At 56.5% G+C, this 25953-nt stretch carries 24 protein-coding genes; 10 read left to right on the top strand and 14 right to left on the bottom strand.

The window, feature by feature from the left end; all coding sequences use genetic code 11:
* Positions 1 to 29 precede the first annotated feature (29 nt).
* The 4 genes from HZS52_RS01190 to HZS52_RS01175 all read left to right on the top strand — a co-directional run bounded on the left by HZS52_RS01190 (position 30) and on the right by HZS52_RS01175 (position 4059).
* A complete protein-coding gene (locus tag HZS52_RS01190; RefSeq protein ID WP_022520149.1) occupies positions 30 to 503 on the top strand; it encodes an RDD family protein in 474 nt (157 codons plus the stop codon).
* A gap of 158 nt (positions 504 to 661) precedes the next feature.
* The gene (locus tag HZS52_RS01185; protein ID WP_008959830.1) at positions 662 to 868 is read left to right on the top strand and encodes a (2Fe-2S)-binding protein; all 207 of its coding nucleotides are present in this window, start codon (positions 662 to 664) and stop codon (positions 866 to 868) included.
* A gap of 191 nt (positions 869 to 1059) precedes the next feature.
* The gene (gene bfr / locus HZS52_RS01180) at positions 1060 to 1542 is read left to right on the top strand and encodes a bacterioferritin (protein WP_009288515.1); all 483 of its coding nucleotides are present in this window, start codon (positions 1060 to 1062) and stop codon (positions 1540 to 1542) included.
* Positions 1543 to 1887: 345 nt separating this feature from the next.
* Positions 1888 to 4059, top strand: coding sequence for an esterase-like activity of phytase family protein (locus HZS52_RS01175; RefSeq protein WP_190374026.1), 2172 nt, complete (start codon positions 1888 to 1890; stop codon positions 4057 to 4059).
* Positions 4060 to 4271: 212 nt separating this feature from the next.
* On the opposite strand, the gene HZS52_RS01170 is transcribed toward HZS52_RS01175, so the two are convergent.
* The 9 genes from HZS52_RS01170 to HZS52_RS01130 all read right to left on the bottom strand — a co-directional run bounded on the left by HZS52_RS01170 (position 4272) and on the right by HZS52_RS01130 (position 14673).
* Positions 4272 to 5741 carry a carbon starvation CstA family protein gene (locus HZS52_RS01170; protein ID WP_009288516.1) on the bottom strand — a complete coding sequence of 490 codons (1470 nt, stop codon included), beginning with the start codon at positions 5739 to 5741 and terminating at the stop codon, positions 4272 to 4274.
* A gap of 188 nt (positions 5742 to 5929) precedes the next feature.
* Positions 5930 to 6481, bottom strand: a complete 552-nt coding sequence (gene sodC, locus HZS52_RS01165) for a superoxide dismutase family protein (RefSeq protein WP_041157540.1) — start codon at positions 6479 to 6481, stop codon at positions 5930 to 5932.
* Positions 6482 to 6562: 81 nt separating this feature from the next.
* On the bottom strand, positions 6563 to 7735 hold the full coding sequence (locus HZS52_RS01160) for a M20 family metallopeptidase (protein ID WP_190374025.1): 1173 nt from the start codon (positions 7733 to 7735) through the stop codon (positions 6563 to 6565).
* Positions 7720 to 9141, bottom strand: coding sequence for a M20 family metallopeptidase (locus HZS52_RS01155; RefSeq protein WP_190374024.1), 1422 nt, complete (start codon positions 9139 to 9141; stop codon positions 7720 to 7722). Before HZS52_RS01155 ends, HZS52_RS01160 begins: the two co-directional genes overlap by 16 nt.
* 38 nt (positions 9142 to 9179) lie before the next feature.
* Positions 9180 to 10193, bottom strand: a complete 1014-nt coding sequence (locus HZS52_RS01150) for an ABC transporter ATP-binding protein (protein WP_101148341.1) — start codon at positions 10191 to 10193, stop codon at positions 9180 to 9182.
* Positions 10190 to 11239 (bottom strand): ABC transporter ATP-binding protein, encoded by a 1050-nt coding sequence (locus tag HZS52_RS01145; protein ID WP_190374023.1) that lies wholly within the window; start codon positions 11237 to 11239, stop codon positions 10190 to 10192. The genes HZS52_RS01150 and HZS52_RS01145 overlap by 4 nt, the downstream gene beginning before the upstream one ends.
* Positions 11232 to 12143: an ABC transporter permease gene (locus HZS52_RS01140; RefSeq protein ID WP_039860523.1), complete on the bottom strand. Its 912-nt coding sequence runs from the start codon at positions 12141 to 12143 to the stop codon at positions 11232 to 11234. The genes HZS52_RS01145 and HZS52_RS01140 overlap by 8 nt, the downstream gene beginning before the upstream one ends.
* Positions 12144 to 12154: 11 nt before the next feature.
* On the bottom strand, positions 12155 to 13072 hold the full coding sequence (locus tag HZS52_RS01135) for an ABC transporter permease (protein ID WP_009288365.1): 918 nt from the start codon (positions 13070 to 13072) through the stop codon (positions 12155 to 12157).
* 83 nt (positions 13073 to 13155) lie between these two features.
* Entirely contained in the window at positions 13156 to 14673 is a 1518-nt protein-coding gene (locus HZS52_RS01130; protein WP_190374022.1) for an ABC transporter substrate-binding protein, read from the bottom strand.
* A gap of 182 nt (positions 14674 to 14855) precedes the next feature.
* Here HZS52_RS01130 and HZS52_RS01125 point away from each other — a divergent pair, with 182 nt between their 5' ends.
* The 5 genes from HZS52_RS01125 (at position 14856) to HZS52_RS01105 (ending at position 19853) form a co-directional block, all read left to right on the top strand.
* Entirely contained in the window at positions 14856 to 15803 is a 948-nt protein-coding gene (locus tag HZS52_RS01125) for a LysR family transcriptional regulator (protein WP_190374021.1), read from the top strand.
* Positions 15804 to 15933: 130 nt separating this feature from the next.
* A complete protein-coding gene (locus HZS52_RS01120; RefSeq protein WP_190374020.1) occupies positions 15934 to 16707 on the top strand; it encodes a pseudouridine synthase in 774 nt (257 codons plus the stop codon).
* A gap of 35 nt (positions 16708 to 16742) precedes the next feature.
* Positions 16743 to 17609, top strand: a complete 867-nt coding sequence (tcdA, locus tag HZS52_RS01115) for a tRNA cyclic N6-threonylcarbamoyladenosine(37) synthase TcdA (RefSeq protein ID WP_190374851.1) — start codon at positions 16743 to 16745, stop codon at positions 17607 to 17609.
* Entirely contained in the window at positions 17606 to 17824 is a 219-nt protein-coding gene (locus HZS52_RS01110; protein WP_022520136.1) for a DUF1653 domain-containing protein, read from the top strand. Before tcdA ends, HZS52_RS01110 begins: the two co-directional genes overlap by 4 nt.
* 28 nt (positions 17825 to 17852) lie before the next feature.
* Complete coding sequence (locus HZS52_RS01105) at positions 17853 to 19853, top strand: RecQ family ATP-dependent DNA helicase (RefSeq protein ID WP_190374019.1); 2001 nt, start codon at positions 17853 to 17855, stop codon at positions 19851 to 19853.
* Positions 19854 to 19880: 27 nt separating this feature from the next.
* Here the strand turns inward: HZS52_RS01105 and HZS52_RS01100 are convergent, their stop codons facing one another.
* The 5 genes from HZS52_RS01100 to HZS52_RS01080 all read right to left on the bottom strand — a co-directional run bounded on the left by HZS52_RS01100 (position 19881) and on the right by HZS52_RS01080 (position 24883).
* The gene (locus tag HZS52_RS01100; RefSeq protein WP_190374018.1) at positions 19881 to 21302 is read right to left on the bottom strand and encodes an FAD-dependent oxidoreductase; all 1422 of its coding nucleotides are present in this window, start codon (positions 21300 to 21302) and stop codon (positions 19881 to 19883) included.
* Positions 21302 to 22249, bottom strand: a complete 948-nt coding sequence (locus HZS52_RS01095; protein ID WP_223828024.1) for a polysaccharide deacetylase family protein — start codon at positions 22247 to 22249, stop codon at positions 21302 to 21304. The genes HZS52_RS01100 and HZS52_RS01095 overlap by 1 nt, the downstream gene beginning before the upstream one ends.
* Before the next feature lie 4 nt (positions 22250 to 22253).
* Positions 22254 to 23207, bottom strand: coding sequence for a polysaccharide deacetylase family protein (locus HZS52_RS01090; RefSeq protein WP_190374017.1), 954 nt, complete (start codon positions 23205 to 23207; stop codon positions 22254 to 22256).
* A 28-nt stretch (positions 23208 to 23235) separates the two neighbouring features.
* Complete coding sequence (locus HZS52_RS01085) at positions 23236 to 23901, bottom strand: isochorismatase family protein (protein ID WP_022520127.1); 666 nt, start codon at positions 23899 to 23901, stop codon at positions 23236 to 23238.
* A 64-nt stretch (positions 23902 to 23965) separates the two neighbouring features.
* Positions 23966 to 24883, bottom strand: a complete 918-nt coding sequence (locus tag HZS52_RS01080) for an isocitrate lyase/PEP mutase family protein (protein WP_089690637.1) — start codon at positions 24881 to 24883, stop codon at positions 23966 to 23968.
* 227 nt (positions 24884 to 25110) lie between these two features.
* On the opposite strand from HZS52_RS01080, the gene HZS52_RS01075 reads away from it, so the two are divergent.
* On the top strand, positions 25111 to 25917 hold the full coding sequence (locus HZS52_RS01075; RefSeq protein WP_190374016.1) for a GntR family transcriptional regulator: 807 nt from the start codon (positions 25111 to 25113) through the stop codon (positions 25915 to 25917).
* The last annotated feature ends 36 nt before the right edge of the window (positions 25918 to 25953 follow it).

Raw genomic sequence — 25953 nt, 5'->3', positions numbered from 1 at the left:
AGAAACAGCCAGCAACCACGAAGAGAACTATGCAAACACGACGCTTTACTCAGTTGGACAGCGTATGGCCAGCCGGTCTTGGCCGACGACTGGGCGCCATGCTGTATGACGGCTTTTTGGTCACCGCGATTTGGATTGCGGTGACCGTCGTGCATATGCTGTTTTTCCGCTATGTGCTGGGTCAACAGCCCGAAGAGATTGGCACTACGGCCAGCGATGTTTTGAGTTTGCAGCTCTTGCTGGTGTTTTTTGTCACGCTGTTTTTTGTTTTCTCCTGGTCGCGCGGTGGTATGACCTTGGGTATGCAGGCATGGCGATTACGGGTGCAAACGGTAGACGGGTATTCACTGAACTTGAAGCAATGCCTCATCCGCTGCGCGGTGGCGTGGCTCTCGCTGCTGGCGTTTGGTTTGGGCTACTTATGGGTGCTGTTCGATAAACAGCGGCGTAGCTGGCCGGATATTGCTTCCAACACGCAAACGGTGGTTTTGCCGAAAAAATAATTTCAGCTGGTATGGGGCAAAAAGTGCTTTTACGCCAGTACGTTATTTTGCTGCTCTTGCTTATTAAGACGAATGGATAGCAAAAAGCAGTCATTTCTACTTGATAAGATGTATGCGAATCATTTACATTCATCTCATGATTTTTATGAGGTGTCGCCATGTACGTTTGCGTGTGCAAGGGAGTAACCGATCATCAGATTCGCCAGCACGTTAGCGACGGAGCGCGCAGCTGGCGAGAAGTACGCGAGGCAACCGGCTGCGCAACGCAGTGCGGTAAGTGCGCGTGCTACGCTAAATCAATTACCCGCGATGCCGTTCAGGAAGCACGTCAAGAAGCCGATATGGGCCTTGCCTACGCCGTGTGACGCGAATCACTATTGTTAGGGTTATCTTTAGCAAATAACTGATTTGCTTGAACTTTTAATCATCTTATCTATACTCTCAGAAACGCTGGGGGTATAGCTATTTGCGCCTATACTCTTCTCCAAACGTAACTGCTTGATCGTATTGTCTAAACTAGATTAAACATCAGCATTACAGTAGAAAAGGTGACGTCATGAAAGGTGATACGAAAGTTATTGAGCATCTCAATAAGGCGCTCGGCAACGAACTGGTTGCGATCAATCAGTACTTTTTGCACGCCAAGATGTACAAAGACTGGGGCCTAAAAGCACTCGCCAAGTGGGAATACGATGAGTCCATCGAAGAGATGCAGCACGCTGACAAGATCATCGAGCGTATCCTATTCCTGGAAGGCATTCCCAACCTGCAAGACCTGGGCAAGCTGCACATTGGCGAAAACGTCAAAGAAATGCTCGAAAGCGATCTAAAAATTGAGCACGATGGCCGCAACGACTACATCGAAGCCATCACCTATTGTGAAAGCGTTAAAGATTACGTTACCCGCGACATGCTCCGCGATCTGCTCGCCGACGAAGAAGACCATATCGATCACATCGAAACGGAACTTGGTTTGATCGACAAGGTGGGTATTCAGAATTACATGCAACGCCAAATGCAGATGGCAGGCGACGAGTAAAACGCTATCGCGCGTATGTCGCGTATGTATAGAAGTAAGCTAGCAACCAAAACTAGCTAAAAAGCAGCCAGTCAGGGCTAACTGACTGGCTGCTTTCGTTCTAAGGTCTCCTTTAACCTATCGATTTTCCTGCTTCCCTTTTCCCCTATGCGTTCCTTCACTACTTACCCATCTTCGCGGCAACCTGGATTTCGCGCTGAGGTGTGCCGATAGCCAACGGCGCTAACTTAGCCAGTGAGTGTCATAAGCCTGACATCGTTATGATGTTGGATGGTTAATCGGACATAGCAAGTTTAATAACTTAATCAGTCGTTTCTTAAGCTTAGGCAAGGGATTAACTCCATCATGATACTCAAACGCAGACCAACCCTGTTGGCGCTGGCTGTTGTGCTGGCCGCCACGCAAGCGGCAGGCGCGGCAGATAAACATTTCAACCGCATCGCCAGCTTTGCGGTTCCCGATAATATGGCTGAGGGCGAGGATCGTACACGCGAGACCGCGCCTGAAATCATTGCTGCCTCCGGTGATGGCATGACGCTGGTGTATACCGATAGCCCGCTGGGCGTGATCGGGCGCATCGATATCAGTGACCCGGCTAATCCGCAACCGCTGGGTAATATCGTTATGGACGGTGAGCCTACGGCCGTATCGGTGCTCGGCAATATGGCCTATGTCGGAGTGAATACATCGGTTTCCTACAGCGAGCCTTCCGGTGAGCTGCGCACGGTCGATTTAGCCAGTGGCGAGATACTCGCCTCCTGCCCGCTGGACGGACAGCCCGATAGTGTAGCTTCCGCTGCGGCCCCCGATGGGCGCTTTGTCGCTGTCGCCATTGAGAACGAACGCGACGAAGAGGCGGGCGATGGACGTGTACCGCAGATGCCCGGCGGTTCCGTGGCACTGGTGAAGATCAATGCGGAAGGGCTGGTTAACTGTGACAGCCTGCTCTACGCCGACGTAACCGGGCTCGCCGAGATCGCCCCCGAGGATCCCGAGCCGGAGTTTGTCGATATCAACACCCTGGGTGAGACCGTCGTGACCGTGCAGGAGAACAACCACCTAGTGGTGCTCGACTACGCCGGTAAGGTGGTGGCGGATTTCAGCGCCGGGACTGTCGACCTGGACGGCATTGACGCCAGCGATGACGGTGCACTGATCTTCAACGAGCAGCAAGCCGAGCGTCTGCGCGAGCCGGATGCGCTGCAGTGGATCGACAACGACCACTTCGCTATTGCCAACGAAGGCGATATGGATGGCGGCGCGCGCGGCTGGACGATCTTCAACAAGCGTGGCGAGGTGGTATACGAGTCAGGTACTTCATTCGAGCGCGCGGTGATTGAAGCGGGTCACTACCCCGATAAGCGTTCGGATGCCAAAGGCAGCGAGCCGGAGGGGATGGAGTTTGCGGTGTTCGAAGGTACGCCCTATGTCTTCCTGCTTTCCGAGCGCGGCTCGCTGGTGGGCGTTTATGACGTTAGCAACCTGGCCGAACCGCAGCTCACCCAGCTACTGCCCTCGGGCCTGTCTCCCGAAGGCGCCGTGGCGATTCCCAGCCGTGGCCTGTTAGCCACCGCCAATGAAGGGGATCTGGGCGAAGACGGCGGCCCCCGCGCCCATGTCATGATTTATCAATACCAGGATGCGCCAGCGGTCTATCCCACCCTGACCTCGGCGGGCGCTGATGAACTGATCGGCTGGGGCGCACTTTCCGGTTTGGTCGCCGCTGATGACATGCTCTACGCGGTCAACGACAGCTTCTACAGCGCCCAGCCGCGCATCTTTACCATCGACCCCTCAGCCTCCCCGGCGCGGATTACGGCAGCACTGGACGTGACCCGCAACGGTGAGCCTGCGCTAGGGCTGGATATGGAAGGCATTACCACCGATGGTGAAGGTGGCTTCTGGGTCGCTTCCGAAGGTAACGACAAAGGCCTTGCCAACACCCTTTATCATGTGGGTTCCGACGGCGAGATTATCCAAGGAATTGCACTGCCCGAGGCGCTCGCTCAACAGGCATTGAAGTGGGGATTAGAAGGCGTCACGCGCATTGATGATCAACTGTGGCTGGCGGTGCAGCGCCCTTGGCAGGATGACCCCGAGGGCATGGTCAAGCTGCTGCGTTTTGATATCGACAGTGGCGAGTGGGCCGCTGTTCATTACCCGCTGGATAACGTGGAACAGGGTTGGATTGGCCTCTCCGAAATCACCGCCCATGGCGATTGGCTTTATTTGATCGAGCGCGACAACCAGATCGGCGCCGAGGCGAAGGTTAAGCAAGTGACCCGCGTTGCCCTGGACGGCCTGGAACCCGCCCCGCTGGGCGGTGAGCTGCCGGTGGTCGAGAAACAGCTAGTGCGCGACCTGATTCCCGACCTGGCCAGCTACAACGGCTTTGTGGTGGACAAGATTGAAGGAATGGCGATCAACGATAATGGCAACGCCTGGCTGGTCAGCGACAACGACGGTGTGGACGATAGTTCCGGCGAGACCTACTTCTGGTCGATACCCCTAGAGTAGGCCCTGCCTGTATTCGTCTATACCGCAGTAGCATGGAAGCGATAAACATGAGGAGTAGGGGAGAAAAGGTAGGATAAAAGAGATAGTAGAAAAAGCGAGGGCACGCATCAAACACGGTTATGTGGCTGATGTGTGCCCTTTTTTGTGGCGTGACTCTTGTGTGAAGAGCGTCCTATGAAGAGAGTGTGGCGGTAACGTTATGGAGCGCCTAACTATTTAGCGGCAATCGCCTCACCGCTGTCCACAAACTGGCTTGGTACCGCCGGCTCATCAACAGCAAAAGTTGCCCGGCTTAGGCGACGGACACGCTTCATAAACAGCGCAATGCAAAGGAGTGTGCCTAACGCGGCCACCACATAGCTTAGCTGCAGCGGTAGACCAAAACCGATCGGCGCGTAGGCTAAGTAGGTAAACGTGGCCATGGTCATAAAGGTGGCTGGGATCGAGGTAATCCAGTGAGGCTTACGCGACAGCACCAAGTACATGGTGCCTACCCACAGCGCGATCACGGCGGTGGTTTGGTTCGCCCAGGAGAAGTAGCGCCACAGCAGTGTGAAGTCCATGTGCGTTAACGCGTAAGACACCACAAACAGCGGTAGAGCGACCATGACGCGCTTCATAATCGGCTTTTGATCGATCTTGATGTAGTCGGCGATGATCATCCGCGCGCTGCGGAAAGCGGTATCGCCCGAGGTGATTGGCAGCACAATAACGCCGAGTACCGCCAGGGTGCCGCCTATAGCGCCGAGCATGGTGGTAGAAACTTCGCTGACCACCGCAGCAGGGCCACCGGCCGCCAGCACATCGGAAAGCGACTGGTCGCCATAGAACAGGCTCATGGCGGCGGCCGCCCAGATCATCGCGATAATGCCTTCGGTGATCATCATGCCGTAGAAAATTTTGCGACCATTGGTTTCGTTTTGGGTGGTGCGCGAAATAATCGGCGTTTGGGTGGCATGAAAACCTGAAAGCGCGCCGCAGGAGATGGTTAAAAACAGCAGCGGGAAAATCGGTGCGGCGTCAGGGTGCATGTTCTGGAACGAGAGCTCAGGAATCGGAGCGCCCGTGATGATCAAGCCGATACCGATACCCGCCGCGCTGAACAGCAGCAGGGCGCCAAAATAGGGGTAGATACGGCCAATGACCTTATCAATCGGCAGCAGGGTGGCAATCAAGTAATAAATAAAGATAGCGACGATGATCAGCGTTAACGACAGCGAGGTCATATTGGCCAGCAGCGCCGCAGGCGAGGTGACGAATACCGTACCGACTAAAAGCAGCAGCAGAATCGCGAAACCATTGACCACATGCTTCATCGCTTTACCCAGGAACTTGCCGGCCAGTTGCGGCAGGTGAGCGCCGTGGTTGCGGATCGAGATCATGCCGGTCAGGTAATCGTGAACAGCACCGGCAAAGATACAGCCAATCACAATCCACACAAACGCCACTGGCCCATACAGAGCGCCGAGAATCGGGCCAAAAATAGGGCCGACACCGGCAATGTTTAATAACTGAATGAGTGAATTGCGCGTAGTGTTCATCGGCACATAGTCAATGTTGTCGCGCATGCTGAAAGCGGGCGTTTGACGCTTGCGGTCAGTGACAAACACACGCTCAACGAATTTCCCATAGGTAAAGTAGCCCGCTATCAGCAGCAGGATCGATACGATAAAGGTGATCATCTAAGGTACCTAGAGCAGTGAGGGGGATGGGCGAGCATGTCGGAGAGCATGCAAGCAGGCACTTCTTTAGCAGAGCTGAATGTACAGATAACCACTATAAAATCACAGTTAGACTTTAGTGGGCCGTAAGCAAAAAAATGGACAGCTGAGTGGCTGCCCATTTTGTCGATTAATAACAACGGTAAAGCTTAAGACTCAACGACGCCGCAGGCCATCCGGGTGCCGCCGCCGCCCAGGTGGGGTTCATCTTTGTAGGTGTCGCCGCCTTCGTGAATCATCAAGCTGCGGCCAGGCATATCTTCCATGCTCAAGCGCGGCGCCAAGACGGGGAGATTGGCTTCGCCATCTTCATTAACCGTTAGCACCGGTAGATCGCCTAAATGACCTTCTCCATAGGGGCCTTGGTGAGTGCCGGTTTCTTCAGGGTCATAGTGTCCGCCAGCCGACAGTGCTGCGGTCATCTCGCCACTGTCATTCTCGGCGGGATCACAGCTGGCATTCTGGTGAACGTGAAAACCGTAGACCCCAGGCTCAAGGCCCGTCAATGAAGGTGTTAGCAGTAAGCCGTGATCCGTATGTTCAAGGGATACGGTACCGATTGACTCTTCATTACCCTCGGTGCTGACTTTATGCATCTCGACATCAAGCGTTTCATTGGCTTGTGCCGCTGAGGTGGCGAGCAGCAGCGAGGCGGCAATAGCGGTAAGCGGTGTTGAGAAACGTATAGTTGAATAGCGCATGTTGATCTCCTTCCGAATCCATGGAAACGCTGTAGCAGCGTTGCTTACTCAAGGTAGTTGGCTAGCAGTTACATTGCCAATTTAACGTGCCGAAGCAAAGGATACATCGTGCAAATTCAATAACGTAGCAGCGAGTGCCTGAGTGCGCGGCACCAGTGTGTCCAGCAAACAGTACTCTTCGTCAGTGTGCATTTTTGCGCCGACAGGGCCAAGACCGCACAGAGTGGGAATGCCCAGGCTGGCCGTCCAGCCCGCATCAGAACAGCCGCCAGTGAATTCGCCGTCAACAGCAAACCCGATCGCCTTAGCCTGAACCTGATAAAGCTCAAACAGCGCGCTGCTCATACGTGCTTCGAGAGGATAAAATTCAGAGGTTTGTTCTATGGTCGCAAGAGTGTCGGGAACGTCGGATTCCGCGATAATCGCCTCAATGGCTTTATACAGCTGATCACGCTGGGCGGTGGTAACAAAACGAGTGTCCAACTGTGCCGACGCGAAAGGAGCGACGGTATTGCGTGATACACCACCGGTGATGGTGCCCACATTGGTGGTGATACCTGCCTCGTAATCGGTCAACGCATGCAGCTTGATGATCTTGCGGGCGAGTGTTTCGATGGCGCTGGCGCCATCGGCATGGCTCACGCCGGAGTGGGCGGCTTTGCCGGTGACGTTGATCAAAAAACCAGCACCTCCTTTGCGGCCAGTGACCACATTGCCGCTGACCCGCCCTGGCTCGACATTTAAGGCGGCGCGTGCCCCCTGGGCAGCCGCTTCGATAAACGCCCGCCCCTCTGGCGAGCCAATCTCCTCATCAGCGGTAAACAGTACGCGAACGGGAAGCGGGCAGTTGGGCAGGCGGCTTAATGCGCGCAGCACAAAGCAGTTCATCACCAGGCCGCTTTTCATATCGGCAACGCCAGGGCCAAAGCCAACGTTGTCTTGCTGGGTATAACCTCGGCTAGCCACCGTGCCGGTCGGAAAAACCGTATCGCGGTGGCCCATTAAGAGCACATGGCCTTGGCCAGTTCCTCCCAGTTGTGCTTCTAAAATATCGCCTGACTCAGGGCGCTGGTGGCGTATGACGGTGATGCCATCTTGTTCAAGCCATTGAGTAATCTGATCGGCAACCGCATCCGTGCCTGCTTTGTCGTAGCTGTTGGAATCGATATTGACCAACGCCTCAAGGCAATCTTGCATCGCCTGCTGCTGGCCTTCCAGCCACGCGCAAACCTGTTGGGTTAGTTCGTCTTGCATAAGGCTTTCTCTCTCATGATGTCTGATCCTTGGTCACTCAAATCCCAGAATAGCCCCGCCATTAAGATCAGTGCCTCTGAAGCGATGCTCCCCAATAGGTGTTCGTCAGGCGCGTGCTGGGAGCAGGAGGGGTAGGAGTGTGGAACCCATAGCGTGGGTAAGCCCAGGGTTTCGGCAAACACATCGTTGGGTAACGAGCCGCCTAAGTTGGGTAGCAGCGTCGGCGTTTTATGGGTGGAGCGTTGCATAGAGGCCAACGCCCAGCCCACCCAGGTGTCTTCAGGATCGAGTCGTGTCGCCGCCATTTGCGACATGCGCGCAGCGCTTACCTCAATATCGTGATAGCCGTGTTGATCCAGGTGATGGCGTAAATGGACGAGAAAATTGTCCTGGTCGCTGCCCACCACATAACGCAGTTGGCAGTGGGCATAGGCCGTTGGCGGAATAGCATTGGCCGGGGCATCCGGGGTGCCCGCCTTCATGGCGAGCACTTCTAAGGTGTTCCAGCCAAACAGTCGTTCAGCGGGCGATAGTCCTGGCTCACCCCAGTCAGTGTCGATAGTGGGGGCATTGTCGCCGACGCCGACTTCCAATGCGGCGAGCGCTTTACGCACGGCTTCGGGTATTGGGTCAGGCCGTAGGCCTTGGATTTGAATAACGCCGTTGGCATCCACCAGTGTGGCGAGTGCATTGGCCAGACGCACCGCAGGGTTTTTTAATACGCCACCCCAGTTGCCCGAGTGGTGAGCGCCTTCACGGGCCTGGAGTTTAAGGTCGAAATTGAAGGAACCCCGTGAACCTAAAAACAGCGTGGGAGCGTCGGCATTCAAACGCGGCCCATCTGAGCCAATAAACACATCGGCGGCGAGGCGGTCACGGTAGCGGTGGCAGATCTCTTTTAAGCCAGGGGAGCCCGTCTCCTCGCCCATTTCCAGCACCAGCTTAACGTTATAGCCCAGGCGCCCATTGCTTGCTTTCAGCACGCAGCCCAGCGCGGCTAAATTGATGGTGTGCTGGCCTTTGTTATCCGCCGTGCCACGCCCGTACCAGCGATCACCTTGCTGGGTGATTTTCCAAGGCGAAAGCCCTTCAGCCCATTGGTCGTCATAGCCGCGGATGACATCGCCATGACCGTAAGTTAATACGCTGAACGAGGCTTCTGGCTCAAGGCGCTCAGCAAGCAGAAACGGCCCAAACCCTTCAGCCGGGTTATCAACAATGTCCCAGCTAAAACCGAGCTGCTCAATATCCGGAATGATCTGTTCAGTAAGGTAGCGGTGAAGCTCTTCCTGTCTATTCGATTCCTGGCTTTCGCTGCGGATGGCAATGCGCGGGGCAAGCTGGTCATAAAAATCGCCGCTGTCAAAGTAATCTTTGGCATGATCTAAGGCGTGTTGGCGCGTCATAAGCACTCCTTTTAACGTTAAATATTGATTAAATATGTTTAGGCAAGGTGGCAGGCGACACGCGCCTGGCTGCCCTTGCCAAAAGCTTGACCGGAAGCATGCGTAATAGCGCTCAGCTTGGGTGTCTGCTCTGAGCATTGCGGTTGAGCGATTGGGCAGCGGGGGTGAAAAGCGCAGCCTGAAGGTGGCTGAGTGGGGTCGGGCTGGCCTGCCCCCAGGCCTATGTCGGGCACGCCTAGACCTGGCTCCGGGGTCAACGCGGAAGCGAGTAGCGCTTGGGTATATGGGTGGCGTGGTGAGGTGAAGATTTGCTCACGGGTACCCTCTTCGACAATCTGGCCTAGATACATGACCGCGAGCCGGTCCGCGAGATGTTCGACCACGGCGAGGTCGTGGCTAATAAACAGGTAGGTAAGGCCAAACTCATCTTTAAGGTCGAGCAGTAGATTGAGGATCTGCGCCTGGATCGATACATCCAGTGCGGAAGTGGGTTCGTCACAAATCACCAGATCAGGGCGCATAATTAGCGCTCTGGCAATCGCCACCCGCTGGCGCTGCCCCCCTGACATTTGCCCGGGGTATTGCTGGGCGGCGCGTTTGGGTAGGCCGACCAGGTCAAGCATCTGATCGACCTTCGCTGCCTGTTCACGGGGAGTGCCTAGCGCGTGAATACGTAGCGGTAGACCAACGATCTGAGCAATCCGCTGGCGTGGGTTAAGCGACGAATAAGGGTCTTGGAAGATCGGCTGTATATGCCGGGCCAGTGCCTTTTGGTTAGCGTTAACAATCGCTTTGCCATTGATCAGCACATCGCCCGAACTAGGGGGTGTCAGCCCCAGCAGCATCTTGGCCAAGGTGCTCTTGCCACAGCCTGATTCGCCCACCAGCCCCATCACCTGGCCGCGCGGAACGCGTAGCGATACCTCATTGACTGCTTTTAAGGTTTGAGGCTTATGTAGCATGCCACCGCCCAGTTTGAACGTTTTAGACAGCGCGCAGAGTTCAAGGGCAAGAGGATCCATACTGTCTGCAGGAGAGGTGGTGCTTGTCATGACGTTACCTCCTGATCGTTTAGTGGCGCTGGGCTGGCTAGCTGATGGGCAAAGTGGCAGCGTGAAAAGTGCTCGCCTGCCACTGCCTGTAAGGGGGGCGTGGTTCGGCACCGCTCATCCGCTTGATCGCAGCGATTGCAAAAGGCGCAGCCCTCGATTTTGCCTACCAAGCTGGGCACTACGCCTGGGATCGCCTGCAAACGACTGCCTGGCAGTGTCTTGCCGGGCGTCGGTATGCAGCGCAACAAACCTTGGGTATAGGGATGGCTGGGGGCTTTAAAGAGGGCCTGTGCAGAGGCGGTTTCAATCACTTCGCCGGCATACATCACGGCGACCCGGTCGGCGATACGCGCAACGACACCCAAGTCGTGGGTGATGAAAATGATCGCCGTGCCAAACTCCTGCTGTAAGTCGCGTAGCAGATGCAGGATTTGCGCCTGAATCGTCACATCTAATGCAGTGGTGGGTTCATCGGCGATGATCAAATCGGGCTCACACATTAGTGCCATGGCGATCATCACCCGCTGGCGCAACCCGCCCGAAAGCTGGTGGGGATATTGGCGCATTCGCTCTTCTGCAGCGCTAATGCCGACTCGTTTAAGCAAATAGAGGGCGCGATCGTGGGCCGCTTGACGCGATACCCGCTGGTGGCGGCGCAGGGCTTCGCAGAGCTGATTGCCCAGGGTGTAGGCGGGGTTGAGGGCGGTCATGGGCTCTTGAAAAATCATCGCCATGCGTGCACCGCGAAGATTGCTGCGCTCACGTTCAGGCACCGTAAGGAGATCAACGCCGTCAAAGTTGAGGCAGTCGGCGTTTACCTGCGCCTTGCGCGGCAGTAGGCCCATTAATGCCAGCGAGGTCATGGATTTACCACAGCCTGATTCACCTACAAGACAGAGCATTTCTCCACGCTCAACGTGAAAGTCGATACCCCGTACCGCGTGAAGGGTGCTCTTTGCCACGGGCAAGTCGACGCGCAGCTGTTTAACCGTCAGTAGAGGCGAGCTTGTTGCCGCGGAATGCTCAGCGGTTGATAGATTACTCATTGCGGCCTCCCGGTGCGCTGAGATCGCGCAGTCCATCACCCAGCAAGTTAATCGCCAGCACTAGCATAAACAGCGCGCCGCCAGGGATCGTAATCACCCAGGGCTGAAAGAACATATAGGTTTTGCCTTCGGCGATCATTAGCCCCCAGGAGGGCGAGGGTGGCTGCACACCCATGCCTAGAAATGACAGCGTTGCTTCGAGCAAAATGGCGTTGGCGACCTCAAGGGTGGCGACGACAATCAACGCGCCTGCAATGTTAGGAAGCACTTCGCGTAGCAGAATGTAGGGCAGAGGGCAGCCCAACGCCTGGGCGGCTTGCACATACTCGGCATCGCGCAGTTGCTGGGTGGCCGAGCGGGCGACGACCGCGAAACGATCCCATAGCAGCAGGCCTAGCAGTAGCGTAACGGTTAGCATTGATCCGCCGATCAGCGAGGCCATGGCCAGCGCCACTAACACCACGGGCATGGCCAGGCGGGTGGTCAGCAGGTAACTCACCACCGCATCAACGCGACCACCAAAGTAGCCCGCCAAGACCCCCAGAGTGGTACCAATCAGGCCGGAAATCAGCGCGACCACCAACCCAATAAACAGCGAAATTCGCGCGCCAAAGATAAGGCGGCTCAGGTAGTCGCGGCCAAGGCGGTCGGTACCTAAGGGGTGCGTCCAGCTACCGGTGTCGTGCCAAAAAGGCGGCACCATGCGATTAGCGGTGTCCTGTAAGTAGGGATCATGGGGAGCCAGCCACGGTGCTAGAAGCGCCACAATCCCCAACGAGGCAATGATTAAGAGGCCGATGGCCAAGCTGCGATTATTGAGCGTGCTGCGCCATAGACGCGTCTGCCAAGCAGGAGTTAATTGGCTTTGTAGCGCGGTAGCCGATGGGGTAAGAGAGTCTGTCATGGTGTTCTCCGTTAGCGCGCGCGCAGGCGTGGGTCGAGGGCTGCGTTGAGAATGTCGGCCAGCAGCGTCAACACGATATAGAACAGCGCAATGATCAGTACGATGGCCTGAACGACCGGATAGTCATTGCGTGAAATAGCGTTCCACGCCAACTGCCCCAGCCCGCGTAGTGAAAACACGGTTTCGATAACCACTGACCCGCCGAGCATAAACCCGAGCTCCACGGCGGCCAGCGCGACCACCGGGATCACCGCATTGCGCAAGGCGTGTTTGAAGATCACCGTGCCGGTGCGCAGACCCTTGGCCCGGGCGGTGCGAATGTAGTCTGCCTCCAGTACTTCCAGCATGCCGCTGCGGGTCAGGCGCATCATGGCGGGGGTGGCGTAATAGCCCAGTGCAACGGCCGGTAGCACAAAGCCTTGCCAGCTATCGCTACCTGCGGCTGGAAACCACTGCAGCTTGACGGCAAACACGATGATCAGCGTTAAGCCAAACCAGAAGTTGGGCATTGCCTGGCCGGTGACCGCAATCGCCATGGCCATACGGTCTATCCAGCTGCCACGTTTGAGCGCGGCGACCACACCGAGGGGAATAGACACGCCCAGCGCAATCGCCAAGGCCAATATTCCTAGGGTCATCGTCACCGGTAGTCGCTCAACGACTAGATCCATTACCTCGCTTTGGTAGTAATATGAACGCCCAAAGTCGAGCTGCACGGCTCCCCACAGCCAAGTGGTAAATTGCTGAATCACCGGGCGGTCCAGGCCGTAATCAACGCGGATTTGTTCTACCTGCTCGGCGGTGGCCTCGGGGCCACCAATGGAGAGCGCCAAGTCACCCGAGAGCTGCAGCAGACTAAAGCAGAGAACCGAAATAGTCAGAGCGACGCTAAGCGCTATTAGCGTGCGCTTGAAAACAAATGCCCACATAAAGCATCACTCCCTCGCTGTGGAAGGCTAGCCGTGGTGATTTCCACGGCTGCCGTTAACTCGATCAGATGCCATCGGTAACGTTATTTCCAGCTCGCCTCGTAGAAGCGGGGGAGTTCATCAGGGTAGGCAGTGAAGTCGAGATCAGCGGTGTGGGCGTAGTAGGTGGAGTAGGAAAACAACGGTGCCCAGTACGCTTGCTCGGAAATGCGGGCGAACGCTTTTTGGTAGTGCTCTAAGCGTACATCAGGATCTACCGAGGTATCGGCGACTTGTAACCACTCCTGCACCTGAGTGTCCTGCCAGAGATCGTCAATGCCGCCTGTGAAGTAGACGCTGACGAACGCCGAGACATCGTTAATAGAGAAGGAGCCCCAGGCTTTGAACGACATATCGGTTTGACCGTTGCGCTGAAGCTCCAGCAACGCGGGGGAGGTCATAAAGCGCAGGTTGGCATTGATGCCCACTGCACGCAGGTCGCCAATCATCGCTTCGGCGTAGTCACGTTCACGGTAGGCGTGAAGGTCAATGTCGAAGCCATCGGCGTAACCGGCCTCGGCGAGTAGTTCGCGGGCTTTGTCAGGGTCGTACTCATACTCAATAACGTCTTGTGTTTCACAGCCAAACTGAGTCGGGAAGCAGGGGGCGTAGAGGGGCTGGCTGCCGCCGCGTACTAGGTCGTTAGCGAGCCCTTCCCGGTTCATCGCATGATTGATGGCTTGGCGTACGCGAAGGTCATTTAGCGGTGAATCTTCCCGTGTTGCGGCATCCAGCCCGATATAACCCACCCGCATGGTTTCGCCGCCAAGCACGCTAAGCTGAGACATACCGCTTAACGACTCAGCTTGATCCGACGGCACGCGCCAGATCCAATCGACTTGACCGGACATTAATTGCGCCATACGTGAGTCCGCATCGGCAATGGCCTTGAACTCGATATTAGCGATCTCCGGCTGACCAATAGGACTGTCGGCAAAGTAGTCATCAAAGCGTGTCAGGCTAACCCCATCCCCGGGGCGGACGTTGGTAATCCGGTAAGGGCCGGTACCTACGGGCTCACGACTAAAACCCTCGATACCCACTTCCTGGAAATACTCATCGGGGTAAATTGGCATTGGGCCGGAAAGGTACTCAAGGGCTGCCGGGAAAGGCTCTTTGAGGTGAATGCGCACTTCGTACTCATCAAGCTTCTCAACGCTTTCAATCCAGTCAACATTTTGGCGTGTCACCACTCGCGATTCGGGGGATACCGCGTAGTTGAAGGTGAATGCCACATCGTCAGCGTTGAAGGCTTCGCCGTTGTGAAAGGTCACGCCTTCGCGCAGCACAAGGTCCAGGGTTTTATCATCGGCCCACTCCCACTCGGTGGCCAGGCGCGGCTCATACTCGTTGGTTTGCGGGTTGCGGTAAATCAGCGTGTCCCACGCTAGGTGGGCGAGGATAACGCCTTCACGCAGATTGTTATGGTAGGGGCTAACGTTCTCGGGTTCGCTGTCAGACGCATAGACCAGCGTATCGTTGGCCTTGCCAGCTAATGCGGGTGTCGCGATGCTGAGTAAAGCAAGTGACGTAATGCAGTAGAGAGTTCTAGGTGTTTGCATGCCATACCTCGTTTTTTAATAAAGGAAGGTTATGAGCGTTTGGCGTACCAGCGAGGCTTTTATTTTTTTAGATGAGCCGCCGCCTTGAGTTAAAACTAATCTATTGATTAGTCATGCCGCCAGTGCAATGTTTAGAATTTATCATTGCCGTTTTGGCAATGCTTATGGCTAAGGGAGACGTTATGAATCCACGCGTGTTACAAGAAACGGCGTTACGCTACTTCCTCGAGGTGGTGCGCTGTGGCTCTATCAGTGAAGCCTCAGGGAAGCTAAATGTGGCGCCTTCAGCCATCAGTCGTCAGATTGCCCGGTTGGAGAGTGAGCTGGATACCTTGCTGTTTGAACGCCGTGCCCGCGGCATGGTGCCCAGCGCCGCAGGCGAGCTGCTGGCGGTGCATGCTCGCCATATGCAGCTTGAAGCAGACCGCATTGGTAGCGAAATAATGGCGTTGCGTGGGTTACAGCGGGGTAAGGTACGTTTGGCTAGTTCGGAAGGCTTTGCCGTGGATTTTTTACCCGCGGCAATCGCGGCTTTTCGCAAGCGTTACAGCGGTATACATTTCCACCTGATGGTGGGGGCGCCCGCCCAAGCGACTCGGTATGTAAGGGAAGGCGATGCAGATATCGGCATTACTTTTAGCCTCAAGCCTGAGGCGGATATTACCGTTGCCCTTAGGCAGCCCGCGCCCATTATGGCGCTGGTTTCTCCGCACCATGAGCTTGCCGTTAAAAAACATATCTCGCTGGCGCAGCTTCAGCGCTATCCGCTGGCGTTACCCTCGCCAGACACGACCCTGCGCCAGCTGTTTGATATCTGCTGTAGCCGTCAAAACCTGGCGTTTGAATCCATTTTTAGCAGCGATTACACGGAGGCTTTGATTAACTTCGCCATGCTCGGGGGCGGTGTGGCGCTGGCGGGGGAAATCTCGGTGCGCTACCGCATTCAACAGCAGCGTGTGGTCGCGATTCCTATTCGAGACCAGGGCATGGACTCCCGCTTTATCGAAGTCCAGACCCTTGCCAAGCGAACATTGCCGACGGCGACGCAGGCATTTTTAGCGTTTCTAAAAGAGCATATCCCGCCTGGGCAACTGCCGCTCTTTCCTACTCCACCAACAATTAACTGCTGATCACCTGCCTTCTTAGCAAGCGCTGGCGTGAATAGCGTATTGCGCGGATGACATCTCACGGCCTAGCCGCGACAATGGCGCCCTGTTTAGATTGTTAGCTACTATTTATTAGCCACTATCGGGGAGCGTTATGACGCCACTCAACATCCTCTATCAGGATGAGTATCTCGTCGCGGTGCATAAGCCGTCAGGGCTTTTGGTGCATCGCTCGGCGTTGGCGCGTGGTGAAACCGAATTTCTGCTTCAACGCTTACGCGACCAGCTTGGCAAGCGGGTTTACCCCGTTCACCGGCTGGATCGGCCGACCTCTGGGGTAATGATATTTGCTCTCTCGTCGGCAGTGGCTGGCCTGCTCAGCGATGCGTTTAGCGAGCGCCAGGTGGAAAAGCGCTACCTGGCAGTGGTGCGCGGTAAAGCACCGGAAAATGAACGTTTGGATTACCCGCTACGGGAAGAAGACGGTACGCGCCCCAAGGCCGAAATGCCCGCCATGCCCGCGATGACCGATATTCGCCGCCTGGATAGCGTCGAGCTGCCCGTGCAGGTCGACCGCTACCCGGTGGCGCGCTACTCCCTGGTAGAGGCGCGGCCGATGACCGGGCGCCGCCATCAAATTCGCCGCCATCTTTCCCGGCGTGGCTACCCGATTATTGGCGATGCCAAGCACGGTAAAAGTGTCCACAACCGCTTTTTTGCCGAGCAGATGAAGGCTCCGCGCTTACTGCTCGCCGCGACCTATTTGGCCTTTGACCATCCGCTGTTAGACAAGCGTGTACAATTGAGCTGTGCCTTGGATGACACCATGATCGCGCTGTTTAACCAGCTTGGCTGGGCGGGGCATTTACCGATGGATAGCGTGCGCACGCCGCCCCACCCCACGCCTTCCGCCCTTCAAGCGTTATGAGTGAGTTTGTGATGTCCTCAGCTACTCCATCGAGCATGCCGTCCGCTTCGCCTGTGCCTACGGCTAACGTGAAACCTCCTTCTGCAGATTATGATTTTCGCTTTGGCGGCATTCGCCGTCTTTATGGCCAGCGTGCAGCCGAGGCATTTCGTCATGCCCACGTGGTGGTGGTGGGTGTCGGCGGGGTAGGCAGTTGGACGGTAGAGGCGCTGGCACGCTCGGGCATTGGCAAGCTGACGTTGATCGACCTGGACGACGTCTGCGTTTCCAACGTCAACCGCCAGCTCCATGCGCTGGATGGTACTATCGGTCAGCCCAAGGTTGATGTGCTGGCCGAGCGCTGCCGCTTGATTGCCCCGGAAATTGAGATTGTGGCGGACACTGCCTTCGTGACACCCACCAACCTGGCCGAGCGGATTCCCGATGGTGCCGATCACGTGGTGGATGCCATCGACAGCGTGATCGCCAAAGCCGCGCTGATTGCTTGGTGCAAGCGGCGCAAAATCCCCATTACCGTAACCGGTGCAGCCGGTGGACAAACCGATCCCACGCGTATTCAGGTCGCGGACCTCACCCGCACCGAGCATGACCCGCTGCTATCCAAAGTGCGCTCGCGGCTGCGTCGGGATTACGGCTTTTCCCGCAACCCCAAACGGCGCTTCTCAGTGGAGTGTGTTTACTCCGACGAGCAGTTGATCTATCCCGGCGCCGACGGTGAAGTGTGCCTGCAAAAGCCCGGTAGCGGTGATGCTACGCGTTTGGATTGCGCCTCAGGCTTCGGGGCTGCCACTTTCCTGACTGGCACCTTTGGCTTTGTCGCCGCTTCAAAGGTGCTCGAACGCCTCGCCAAAAAAGCCAACCAGCCGACTGCCGCAAACGCCACTCAAGAGGAGAGCCAATGACCGCCCCCGTTCCCGGTATTTATCGCCACTATAAAGGCAGCCTCTACGAAGTGCTTGGCACCGCCCAGCACAGCGAAAACGAAGAGCCGCTGGTGGTGTATCGTGCCCTTTACGGTGACTACGGCCTCTGGGTGCGCCCGCTTGAGATGTTTACGGAAACAGTGACGAAAGAGGGCCACACCCAGCCGCGCTTTGCGCTGGAGAAGGCGTTTTAAGGCGGAATTTCGTTATCAAGGAGTGCTCATGCCCCCCTCATCACCCCAGCAGACGCTGAAAGAAGTATTCGGTTTTGACGACTTTCGCGGCGGCCAACAGGCGGTGGTGTCAAGAGTGCTGGAAGGGCACTCCACGGCGGCGATTTTTGCCACCGGCGCGGGGAAGTCGCTTTGCTATCAACTCCCGGCGCTGCATTTGCCGCACTTAACCCTGGTGGTATCGCCGCTGCTGGCGCTGATGCAGGATCAACTGGCGTTTCTGGCCCGCCACGGCGTGGCAGCGGCAAGCATTGATTCCACCCAAGACCGTGATGCTACCCGGGAGGTGATGGAGCGCGCTAAAAGCGGCGAGCTGAAAATCCTTATGATCTCGGTGGAGCGGCTCAAGAATGAGCGCTTTCGCCACTTTCTGCGCCAAGTGCATATTTCACTCATGGTGGTCGATGAAGCCCACTGCCTCTCTGAGTGGGGGCATAACTTCCGCCCTGACTACCTCAAACTGCCGGACTACCAGCGCGATTTTGCTATCCCTCAGGTGCTACTGCTCACCGCCACGGCGACCCCAGCGGTGATAGCCGATATGGGTGAGAAGTTTGCCATTGCGCCGGAGAACGTGATTACTACCGGCTTTTACCGTTCCAATCTTGAACTGCTGGTATCTCCGGCCATGGAAGGTCGCCAGCAGCAGCTGATCAACTGGCTGAAGCCGCAGATGCAGCCGGGTAGCGAAGCGCCGACGATTATTTACGTCACCCTGCAACAAACTGCCGAGCGAGTCGCTAAGGCACTGGCGGCCCAGGGGATCGCTGCCCAGGCCTACCATGCAGGGCTAGATTCCCAGCGACGGGATGAGATTCAGCGGCAATTTATGAGCGGCGAGTCGCCCTGCATCGTGGCCACTATCGCCTTTGGCATGGGCATCGATAAGGGCGATATTCGCAACGTGGTGCATTATGACCTGCCCAAATCCATCGAGAACTATAGCCAGGAGATTGGCCGGGCGGGACGCGACAGCCTACCTTCCACTTGCCTGACCCTGGCCGGGCGGGATGGCTTGCGGGTGCTGGAAAACTTCGTTTACGGCGATACCCCTGAATATGCTGGTATCTATCGCCTGCTGGAAGAGATCGCTGCGGCAGGTCAAGCGCCGGATCGTCAGTGGGAGGTGCTGCTCAATACGCTTTCCCGTGACACCAATATCCGCCCGCTGCCGCTGAAAACGCTGCTGGTGCGGTTGGAAATGCACGGCATTATCGCTCCGCGCTTCGCATTTCTAGCCGAGTACCGGCTGCGCTATCATCTTGAGCCAGACCAATTAGTTAGCCGCTTTGAAGGCGAGCGGGCGGCCTTTGTGCGACTTTTAGTCGATAGTATTCCTATCGCCCGCACCTGGGGAACGGTGGATTTTGATCGCCTACACCAAGCGGGGCTAGCTCAGCAGATCGACGCCTCCCGCGCTCGAGTGATCACTGCCCTTGAGTACTTTCAAGATAAGGGCTGGCTAACTCTGGAAGGCAAGCGGATGACTGACGTTTACGAGGTGTGTCAGCCCGGTTTTGCCATTGAGACGCTGGTGAGCCAACTATATGACGAGTGCTTGCATCGTGAGCGCATCGAAATTGCGCGGCTGCAATCGATGCTGGCGCTATTTGAGTCGGAGAGCTGCCTAACGCGGCGGCTGGCAGAGCACTTTGGCGATAGTACGTTTAATGCCCCCCTTCAGAGTGAGGAGGGCCACTGTGGCCACTGCTCGGTGTGTTACGGCCATCCGGTAAAACTACCGGATGCAGCTCCACAGCCTGAACTAACCGCTGCTGATTTTCAGTGCTATGCCACGCCGCTGATTCAGCGCCACATCGAGCAGTTCGGCCAGCCGCCAAGTGCCCAACGGGTGGCACACTTTTTGTGCGGTTTAACCATGCCGATTTTCACCCCGCTCAAAGCCCGAAGCCTTAACGGTTTCGCGATTTTCGAGCAGCGCGCTTATCCTGAGGTGCGCCAGTGGGCTGAAACAGCACTTGGTGCTTAGACCTGTGCAGAGCAACAGGTCAAAGCGCTAAGGCAGCACAGCGGAACCTAGCTTGAGGTGCAAAAAATCAGCGGCACTTCTGCCCGCTACAGCCCCCAGTACAACGGCGCTCAGCAGTCCATTGCCAGAAAGGTAGCCGCTGTCGTTGGAGCCTGAAACGCCGCGAGCAGCACCGCCTGCGGCGAACAGGTTGGGCAGCGCCTGACCTTGGATATTGAGCACGCGCGCGGTGCGATTCACTTCTAAACCACCCTGGGTATGAAACAGCGCTCCGGTGACACGAATAGCGTAGTAGGGTGGCTTGAGCAGGTTCGCCGCTTCAAAACGGCGGCCAAACGCATCCGCCATTTGCTGCTCTGCATGCTGCTGCATCTCCATGAAAGTAGTCTGCAGTGTGGCTAGTGGCAGGCTCAAGCCAGCGGCCATCTCTTCAAGGCTGGCAAAGCTTCTTACCGCGCCGCTCTCCTGGGCATTACGGTAATCCTCGAAGGCTTGAGCGGACTCATGAATGCGGGCGTCATACAGATTCCAAGCCACTTGCTCTGGCTGTGCCAAGACCTTGGCGGCTTGTTCTGAATAGCCGCCGTGCTCGTTAGAAAAGCGCTCGCCCTTAAGATTGACTTGAATGCCCCCTTGCATCATCAGTGCCCAACTAATCAGCGTTTGGTGAGGGGTGGCGAGCGAACCATGGCCCTGGCAGGCACCTAAGTCTTTAGTGCTTGCCCCCATTTCCTGGCCCCAAAGCAAGGCGTCGCCCTGGTTGCCTTCATGGCCGTAATAGAGCGCATGTTTCAGCGTTGGCAGATAACGCTCTACCAGTTTTGAATTACCACCATAGCCGTTGCAGGCCAAAATCAGCGCGTCGCAGCCAATGCTTTCGCGACTGCCGTCCGGGCGCTCGAGCGTGACGCCCCGTACTCGCTGCGTGTTGTCAACGTGCAAATCCACTACCCGTGCTTGGGTCAGAATATCAACGCCCGCCGCTTCAGCGGCATTGAGCAGCGCGCCCATCAGCTCTTCGCCGGTTCGCCTTGGCGTAGCATGCATGCGCAGGTGGCGGTGACCGGGGTAGAGAAAGCCCTCCACCAGCTCAAAGGGCACGCCGTGCTGATCCGCCAGCCACTCGATGGTTTGGCCTGATTGAGTGGCGAGTAGTTCGACAATAGCGGGGTCTGCCTCAAAACCGTTCTTCTTTTGAATATCTTCCGCCATGGCTTCAGCAGAGTCAGTGACGCCCAAATCACGCTGAAAGCGCGTATTGGCAGCGGGAATAAAGCCCGACGACATCGCCGTGCTGCCCCGGGGAAGCGCGTCGCGCTCTAAAACGGCAAGTTCTACGCCCGCTTCCTGGGCGGCCAATGCCGCGACCAAGCCGCAGGCGCCCGCGCCGATGATCAGCAGCGGCAGGTGGGCGTCGAAGCCTTCGTGTGTATAAGGAAGTACCGCCATTACGCCTGCTCCGTTGCATGGTGGAAGGCATCCATAATCTCGCCCGCCGGAGCCTGCCATACCTCAGGGTGGCCACTGATATGGGCCAGCACTTCTTCCAGGCAGGCTATGCGGTGGGGCTGGCCCACCAGCCAGGGGTGCAGGTTCAGTGCAAACAGGCGGCCACCCTGTTCGCGGGACTCTTCCAGCAGAAAATCGAAGGCGTCTTTTACCTGGGTTACCCAGGAGTCTTCTGAATGCAGGTTCTGGCTCATCACGAACTGATCTTCAATTTCAGTCGCCAAGGGCATCATGGTCAAACTGCCCGTCTTGGTTTCACAGGAATATGGCATATCGTCATTCACCCAGTCGGCGCAGTACTCAATGCCGTTTTCTGCCAGCAGGTCAGGGGTGTTGAAACTCTGGTGCTTGGCGGGGCTTAGCCAGCCGCGAATAGGTTGACCGGTGACGCGGCGCAGAGTGTCCACAGAGCGCTTGACCAGCTCGGCTTCCTCTTCAACCGGTTGGCCACCGTAGTGCAGGTGATCCATGTTCCAGCCGTGGGCGATAAATTCGCCGCCGTGCTCTTTCAAGCGCTGCACCAGATAGGGCGTCTGCTCCGCCAGCTGTGCGTTGATCGCAAAGGTCGGCGTGATGCTGTGTGCCGCCAGCGCTTTTAAAACGCGATAAATGCCCACTCGGTTGCCGTAATCCCGCAACGAGAAGTGGCGTAGATCCGGGTAGGGCATGGTCATGCCATTAGGTACTTTAAATGGCTTGCCGCGCTGGTTAAGTGGGTAGAACTGCAGCGAAATATTGATCCACACCGCTAGGGTTTTGCCTTCGGGCCAGGTGACCGGCGCGCGCTCACTCAGCATCGACCATTCATAGCGCTTATGGTCGTAGCCGTGGCGGCGGTGGGGGTAGTCGAGATAGTCGTCGTTGAGCGCCATGTCTTTGGATGCCATTGGGTTAGCCCTCCCTGAGTGCGGTGGCGGCCTGGGCCTGGATGCTGTCGAGGGCGGCATCGTAATAGTGGGCCAGGTAGTAGTCGGCAATCTCGCGCCCGGTAGCGACCCACACATACGGGTGGCCGGTGATGTACTCCAGCGCCTCTTCGAACGCCTTAATACGATGCGGGCAGCTCACCTGATAGTTATGAGTGGGAATGCACATCACTGTGCCGGACTCCGCGCCCTCGGCATAGAGGCGGTCAAAGTGGCGCTTGAGCATGGTGGCGTACTGGCGCGGCTCTACTTTATTCACCGCGTAGACGATGGTGTCGTTCATCTCCAGCGAGTAAGGCATGGAGATAAAACGTTTGCCGGAGCGAACGCTGACCGGCGTCGGCTGGTCATCGTGGAAGAGATCACAGGTGTAAATCCCTCCTTTGTCACCGAATAACTCTTCGCCCACTTCGGCAAATAGATCCAGGGTGCGCTCTGAATGGGAAAGCGCGGGCGCCAGATAACCTGCACAAGCCTGGCCAGTATGGCGGTAAATGGTCTCCATGCTGTCACGGATCATTGCCCGCTCCTGGGCTTCGCTCAACCCATAGGTGTAGCGGGTGTTGTAAATGCCGTGGCTGAAAAACTCCCAGTCGCGCTCTTTGCACATCTGGATAATCTCGGGGTGGTGCTCGCACAGTGCGACCGAAAGTGACACCGAGCCACGAATGCCGTACTTATCCAGCAGGGTCATCTGGCGCTGGTGGCCAACCCGGTTGCCGTAATCGCGAATGCTGTAGCCGGGTACCGAAGGGTGCGGATGCGGCCAAGGGTTACGCTGGGGGTTCAGCGGTGGGTCGAGTTCGTAATACTCGATATTGGGTGCGACCCAGAAGGCCACCTTGGCGCCTCCTGGCCACTCGATTTTAGGGCGTTGGTCGTAGGCCCAGTAGTCGTAAACGCCTAGTGACTCTTTCATAACCGGCTCCTTTGAAACTTGGTAGTCCTTAGGTGTTGCCATTTAGCCATTCGAGTACATTGGCAACCGGCAGAACGTCGGCATACTTGAGATGCAGGTCGGTCAGGTTGGCGTAGTGATAGCTTTCGTGTTTATCCGCGACGCACTCCATGGGCACGATGGTGCGGTAGCCCCGGGACAGGCTCTCCACGGCGGTGGCGCGAATGCAGCCGGAAGTAGAGCCGCCTGTGATGATCACCGTATCGATCTGATGCCACACCAGCAGCGACTGCAGCGGCGTTTCAAAAAATGCCGAGGGCATACGCTTGGTGTAGATCACATCACGGCTGCGGTCTATCTCGCAGCGCTCGTCGAATTCAGCGCGTTCAGAGCCATACTTAATGTTTTGCAACGAATCAGGCGTATCGGTACGAGTACCCCAAACCCCGGCGTCTTCGGCGGAGTCTAGAAACGCCACGTGGGTCCAAACCACCGGCCAGCCTTTCTCCCGAAAACCGCGGGCCAGTTGGTTGGTGTACTCCAACTGCTTGGGGTCTGTTTCATAGGCGGTTTTGAAGAGATCGGTGCGGGTATAGGCCTTTTGTGGGTCGACATTCACCAGCACCGCTTTGTTGCCAAAGCCAAAGGGTACCCGCTGAGGGTTGGCCATGACGTCGTTAAAAATCTCTCTCGCCGTTTTGTCGGTGGTCTGCATCGTCGTCTCCTGAATAGTTATTTATTCGCACTTATAAATATTGGGCACGGTTTGATGAGAGGCACTAGCGATTGTCGTACTGCTCGCCGAGCTCCAGCATCGCCTGGGTGCCTAAATAGTCGTTAAGCTGTTTGAAATCGAGCATTTGGTCGCGGAAGGCATCGGTGGTGCCATCCTGCTTAAGCGTGGCAAAGAAACGGCTGGCCATGTAGGTAATCGCCCGCACCAGTGCGCCGGGGAAAATCACCAGCGAGAAGCCTAGGTCTTCAAGCGCCTGAGCGTTCTGCAGCGGCGTGTCACCCCCCTCGACCATATTGGCCATGATGGGCACCTTGCCTTTGAACTGGGTCATGATTTTGCTGATATCTTCGTCACTACGGATACCTTCGATAAACAGCATATCCACGCCAGCTTCATAATAGGCTTGGGCGCGCTCAATGGCGCTGTCGGTGCCTTCCACGCCCAGCGCATCGGTTCGGCCAATAATAAGTGTGTTGTCATTTTCACGGGCGTCCAGTGCGGCATGCAACTTACCGACCATTTCGCTTTTGGAGACCAGGGTTTTACCGCGCAAGTGACCGCAGCGCTTGGGGTAGGTTTGATCCTCAAGCTGAATGGCGTTAGCGCCAGCGCGCTCCAGCAGTCTAACGCTGCGCATCACGTTCATGGCGTTACCAAAGCCGGTGTCGCAATCCACGACCACGGATAAATTGGTGCGCTCGCGAATATGCGACATGGCGGTGCAAATTTCAGTAATGCTGAGCAGGCCAATATCCGGCCGCCCCAGTTGGGTGTAAGCCAGACTGGCGCCGGAAAGGTAGACCGTATCGAAGCCCGCTTGCTCAGCTAGGGATGCGCCTAACGCATCAAACACACCGGGGGCGACCACAATGGAGCTATCTTTCAGTTGCTGTCTAAGCTGGGCGGACTGTTGTGAAACGTGCTGTGAAGCCTGGTTTGAAGAGCGGTGTGGGCGTGTCATAGCGATCTCATCTGTTTTAAGTAAGCGTCAGCGGCGAATATGAGGCCACCTAGTTAGTGATACTTAAGAGCGCTGGTTCTGTAATAATGGCTCTCAAAGGGGCAGCAGCAGTTGTATTATTGATTGGCTATCAATATGTATTATATGTAATACATTTTTATGTCTATTATTATCCCTACGTCAAGCCAGATTTGAATTTTTTAACCATTTTCTAAAGAGAGGCGTGGATGAGTGAGGCACAACCCTCCGCGGTGGGCGGCACCAAATCACACCGCATCTACCTGCTGTTGAAAGACGCTATTTTGAGTGGGCGGCTGCCAGCGGGCAGTAAACTGCCAGGCGAAAATAAACTGGCCGAGCAACATGGCGTGTCACGCGTCACCGTTCGACGTGCGATGGAAGCGCTGCAAACGACAGGATTGGTAGAGCGTAAAGCCGGCGTGGGCACGGTGGTGTTGGAGCAGCCGTTGGATGCCACGGTGATGACCGCCAGCGTGTCTAACCTAATGCCCAATATGGTCAAGATGAGCCAGGCTTCTCAGGTGCGGCTGCTGGAGTTTGCTTATGTGCTGCCACCGGAAATGATTCGCGAGCGGTTAGGCATGGGGCCGAGTGGTAAGGTGCAGCGTTCGGTTCGTGTCCGCATGGTCGACGACAAGCCGTTTTCCCATTTGGTAACCCATGTGCCTGAATCGATTGCCCTGCACTACAACGAGATGGATTTAGCCAATACACCGCTATTTGTGCTGCTGGAGCGCAGCGGCGTGAAGGTCGATCACGCCTCCCAATCGATTTCTGCCACTCTGGCCAGCCACGAAGTGGCCGAAGCGCTGGATGTGGCCGTGGGTTCCCCGCTGATTTCTCTCACCCGTGTGGTGTTTGATGAGCAGGGCCGGGGGGTAGAACATCTGGATGCACTTTACCGTCCAGATCGTTATCGCTTCCAAATTGATCTGGAGCGAAACGGCGATGATGACTCCCGCTACTGGGAGCCCAAGGTGGGCGGAATGCCGACCAGCGGGAAGGCTGAGTAGAGTGATTGGGCTGTTTTTTAATGTATTAAATTTAAT

The sequence above is a fragment of the Vreelandella titanicae genome, assembly GCF_014697095.1.
Taxonomy (GTDB): domain Bacteria; phylum Pseudomonadota; class Gammaproteobacteria; order Pseudomonadales; family Halomonadaceae; genus Vreelandella; species Vreelandella titanicae.
Note: the sequence above shows the minus strand (reverse complement) of the source record. Positions and strands in the feature narration are given on the sequence as shown.

Excerpts from the sequence above, each read along its gene's own strand:
- HZS52_RS01190 (WP_022520149.1), top strand. The coding sequence starts at position 30 with ATGCAAACACGACGCTTTACTCAGTTGGACAGCGTATGGCCAGCCGGT.
- HZS52_RS01185 (WP_008959830.1), top strand. The coding sequence starts at position 662 with ATGTACGTTTGCGTGTGCAAGGGAGTAACCGATCATCAGATTCGCCAG.
- bfr (WP_009288515.1), top strand. The coding sequence starts at position 1,060 with ATGAAAGGTGATACGAAAGTTATTGAGCATCTCAATAAGGCGCTCGGC.
- HZS52_RS01175 (WP_190374026.1), top strand. The coding sequence starts at position 1,888 with ATGATACTCAAACGCAGACCAACCCTGTTGGCGCTGGCTGTTGTGCTG.
- HZS52_RS01170 (WP_009288516.1), bottom strand. The coding sequence starts at position 5,741 with ATGATCACCTTTATCGTATCGATCCTGCTGCTGATAGCGGGCTACTTT.
- sodC (WP_041157540.1), bottom strand. The coding sequence starts at position 6,481 with ATGCGCTATTCAACTATACGTTTCTCAACACCGCTTACCGCTATTGCC.
- HZS52_RS01160 (WP_190374025.1), bottom strand. The coding sequence starts at position 7,735 with ATGCAAGACGAACTAACCCAACAGGTTTGCGCGTGGCTGGAAGGCCAG.
- HZS52_RS01155 (WP_190374024.1), bottom strand. The coding sequence starts at position 9,141 with ATGACGCGCCAACACGCCTTAGATCATGCCAAAGATTACTTTGACAGC.
- HZS52_RS01150 (WP_101148341.1), bottom strand. The coding sequence starts at position 10,193 with ATGACAAGCACCACCTCTCCTGCAGACAGTATGGATCCTCTTGCCCTT.
- HZS52_RS01145 (WP_190374023.1), bottom strand. The coding sequence starts at position 11,239 with ATGAGTAATCTATCAACCGCTGAGCATTCCGCGGCAACAAGCTCGCCT.
- HZS52_RS01140 (WP_039860523.1), bottom strand. The coding sequence starts at position 12,143 with ATGACAGACTCTCTTACCCCATCGGCTACCGCGCTACAAAGCCAATTA.
- HZS52_RS01135 (WP_009288365.1), bottom strand. The coding sequence starts at position 13,072 with ATGTGGGCATTTGTTTTCAAGCGCACGCTAATAGCGCTTAGCGTCGCT.
- HZS52_RS01130 (WP_190374022.1), bottom strand. The coding sequence starts at position 14,673 with ATGCAAACACCTAGAACTCTCTACTGCATTACGTCACTTGCTTTACTC.
- HZS52_RS01125 (WP_190374021.1), top strand. The coding sequence starts at position 14,856 with ATGAATCCACGCGTGTTACAAGAAACGGCGTTACGCTACTTCCTCGAG.
- HZS52_RS01120 (WP_190374020.1), top strand. The coding sequence starts at position 15,934 with ATGACGCCACTCAACATCCTCTATCAGGATGAGTATCTCGTCGCGGTG.
- tcdA (WP_190374851.1), top strand. The coding sequence starts at position 16,743 with ATGCCGTCCGCTTCGCCTGTGCCTACGGCTAACGTGAAACCTCCTTCT.
- HZS52_RS01110 (WP_022520136.1), top strand. The coding sequence starts at position 17,606 with ATGACCGCCCCCGTTCCCGGTATTTATCGCCACTATAAAGGCAGCCTC.
- HZS52_RS01105 (WP_190374019.1), top strand. The coding sequence starts at position 17,853 with ATGCCCCCCTCATCACCCCAGCAGACGCTGAAAGAAGTATTCGGTTTT.
- HZS52_RS01100 (WP_190374018.1), bottom strand. The coding sequence starts at position 21,302 with ATGGCGGTACTTCCTTATACACACGAAGGCTTCGACGCCCACCTGCCG.
- HZS52_RS01095 (WP_223828024.1), bottom strand. The coding sequence starts at position 22,249 with ATGGCATCCAAAGACATGGCGCTCAACGACGACTATCTCGACTACCCC.
- HZS52_RS01090 (WP_190374017.1), bottom strand. The coding sequence starts at position 23,207 with ATGAAAGAGTCACTAGGCGTTTACGACTACTGGGCCTACGACCAACGC.
- HZS52_RS01085 (WP_022520127.1), bottom strand. The coding sequence starts at position 23,901 with ATGCAGACCACCGACAAAACGGCGAGAGAGATTTTTAACGACGTCATG.
- HZS52_RS01080 (WP_089690637.1), bottom strand. The coding sequence starts at position 24,883 with ATGACACGCCCACACCGCTCTTCAAACCAGGCTTCACAGCACGTTTCA.
- HZS52_RS01075 (WP_190374016.1), top strand. The coding sequence starts at position 25,111 with ATGAGTGAGGCACAACCCTCCGCGGTGGGCGGCACCAAATCACACCGC.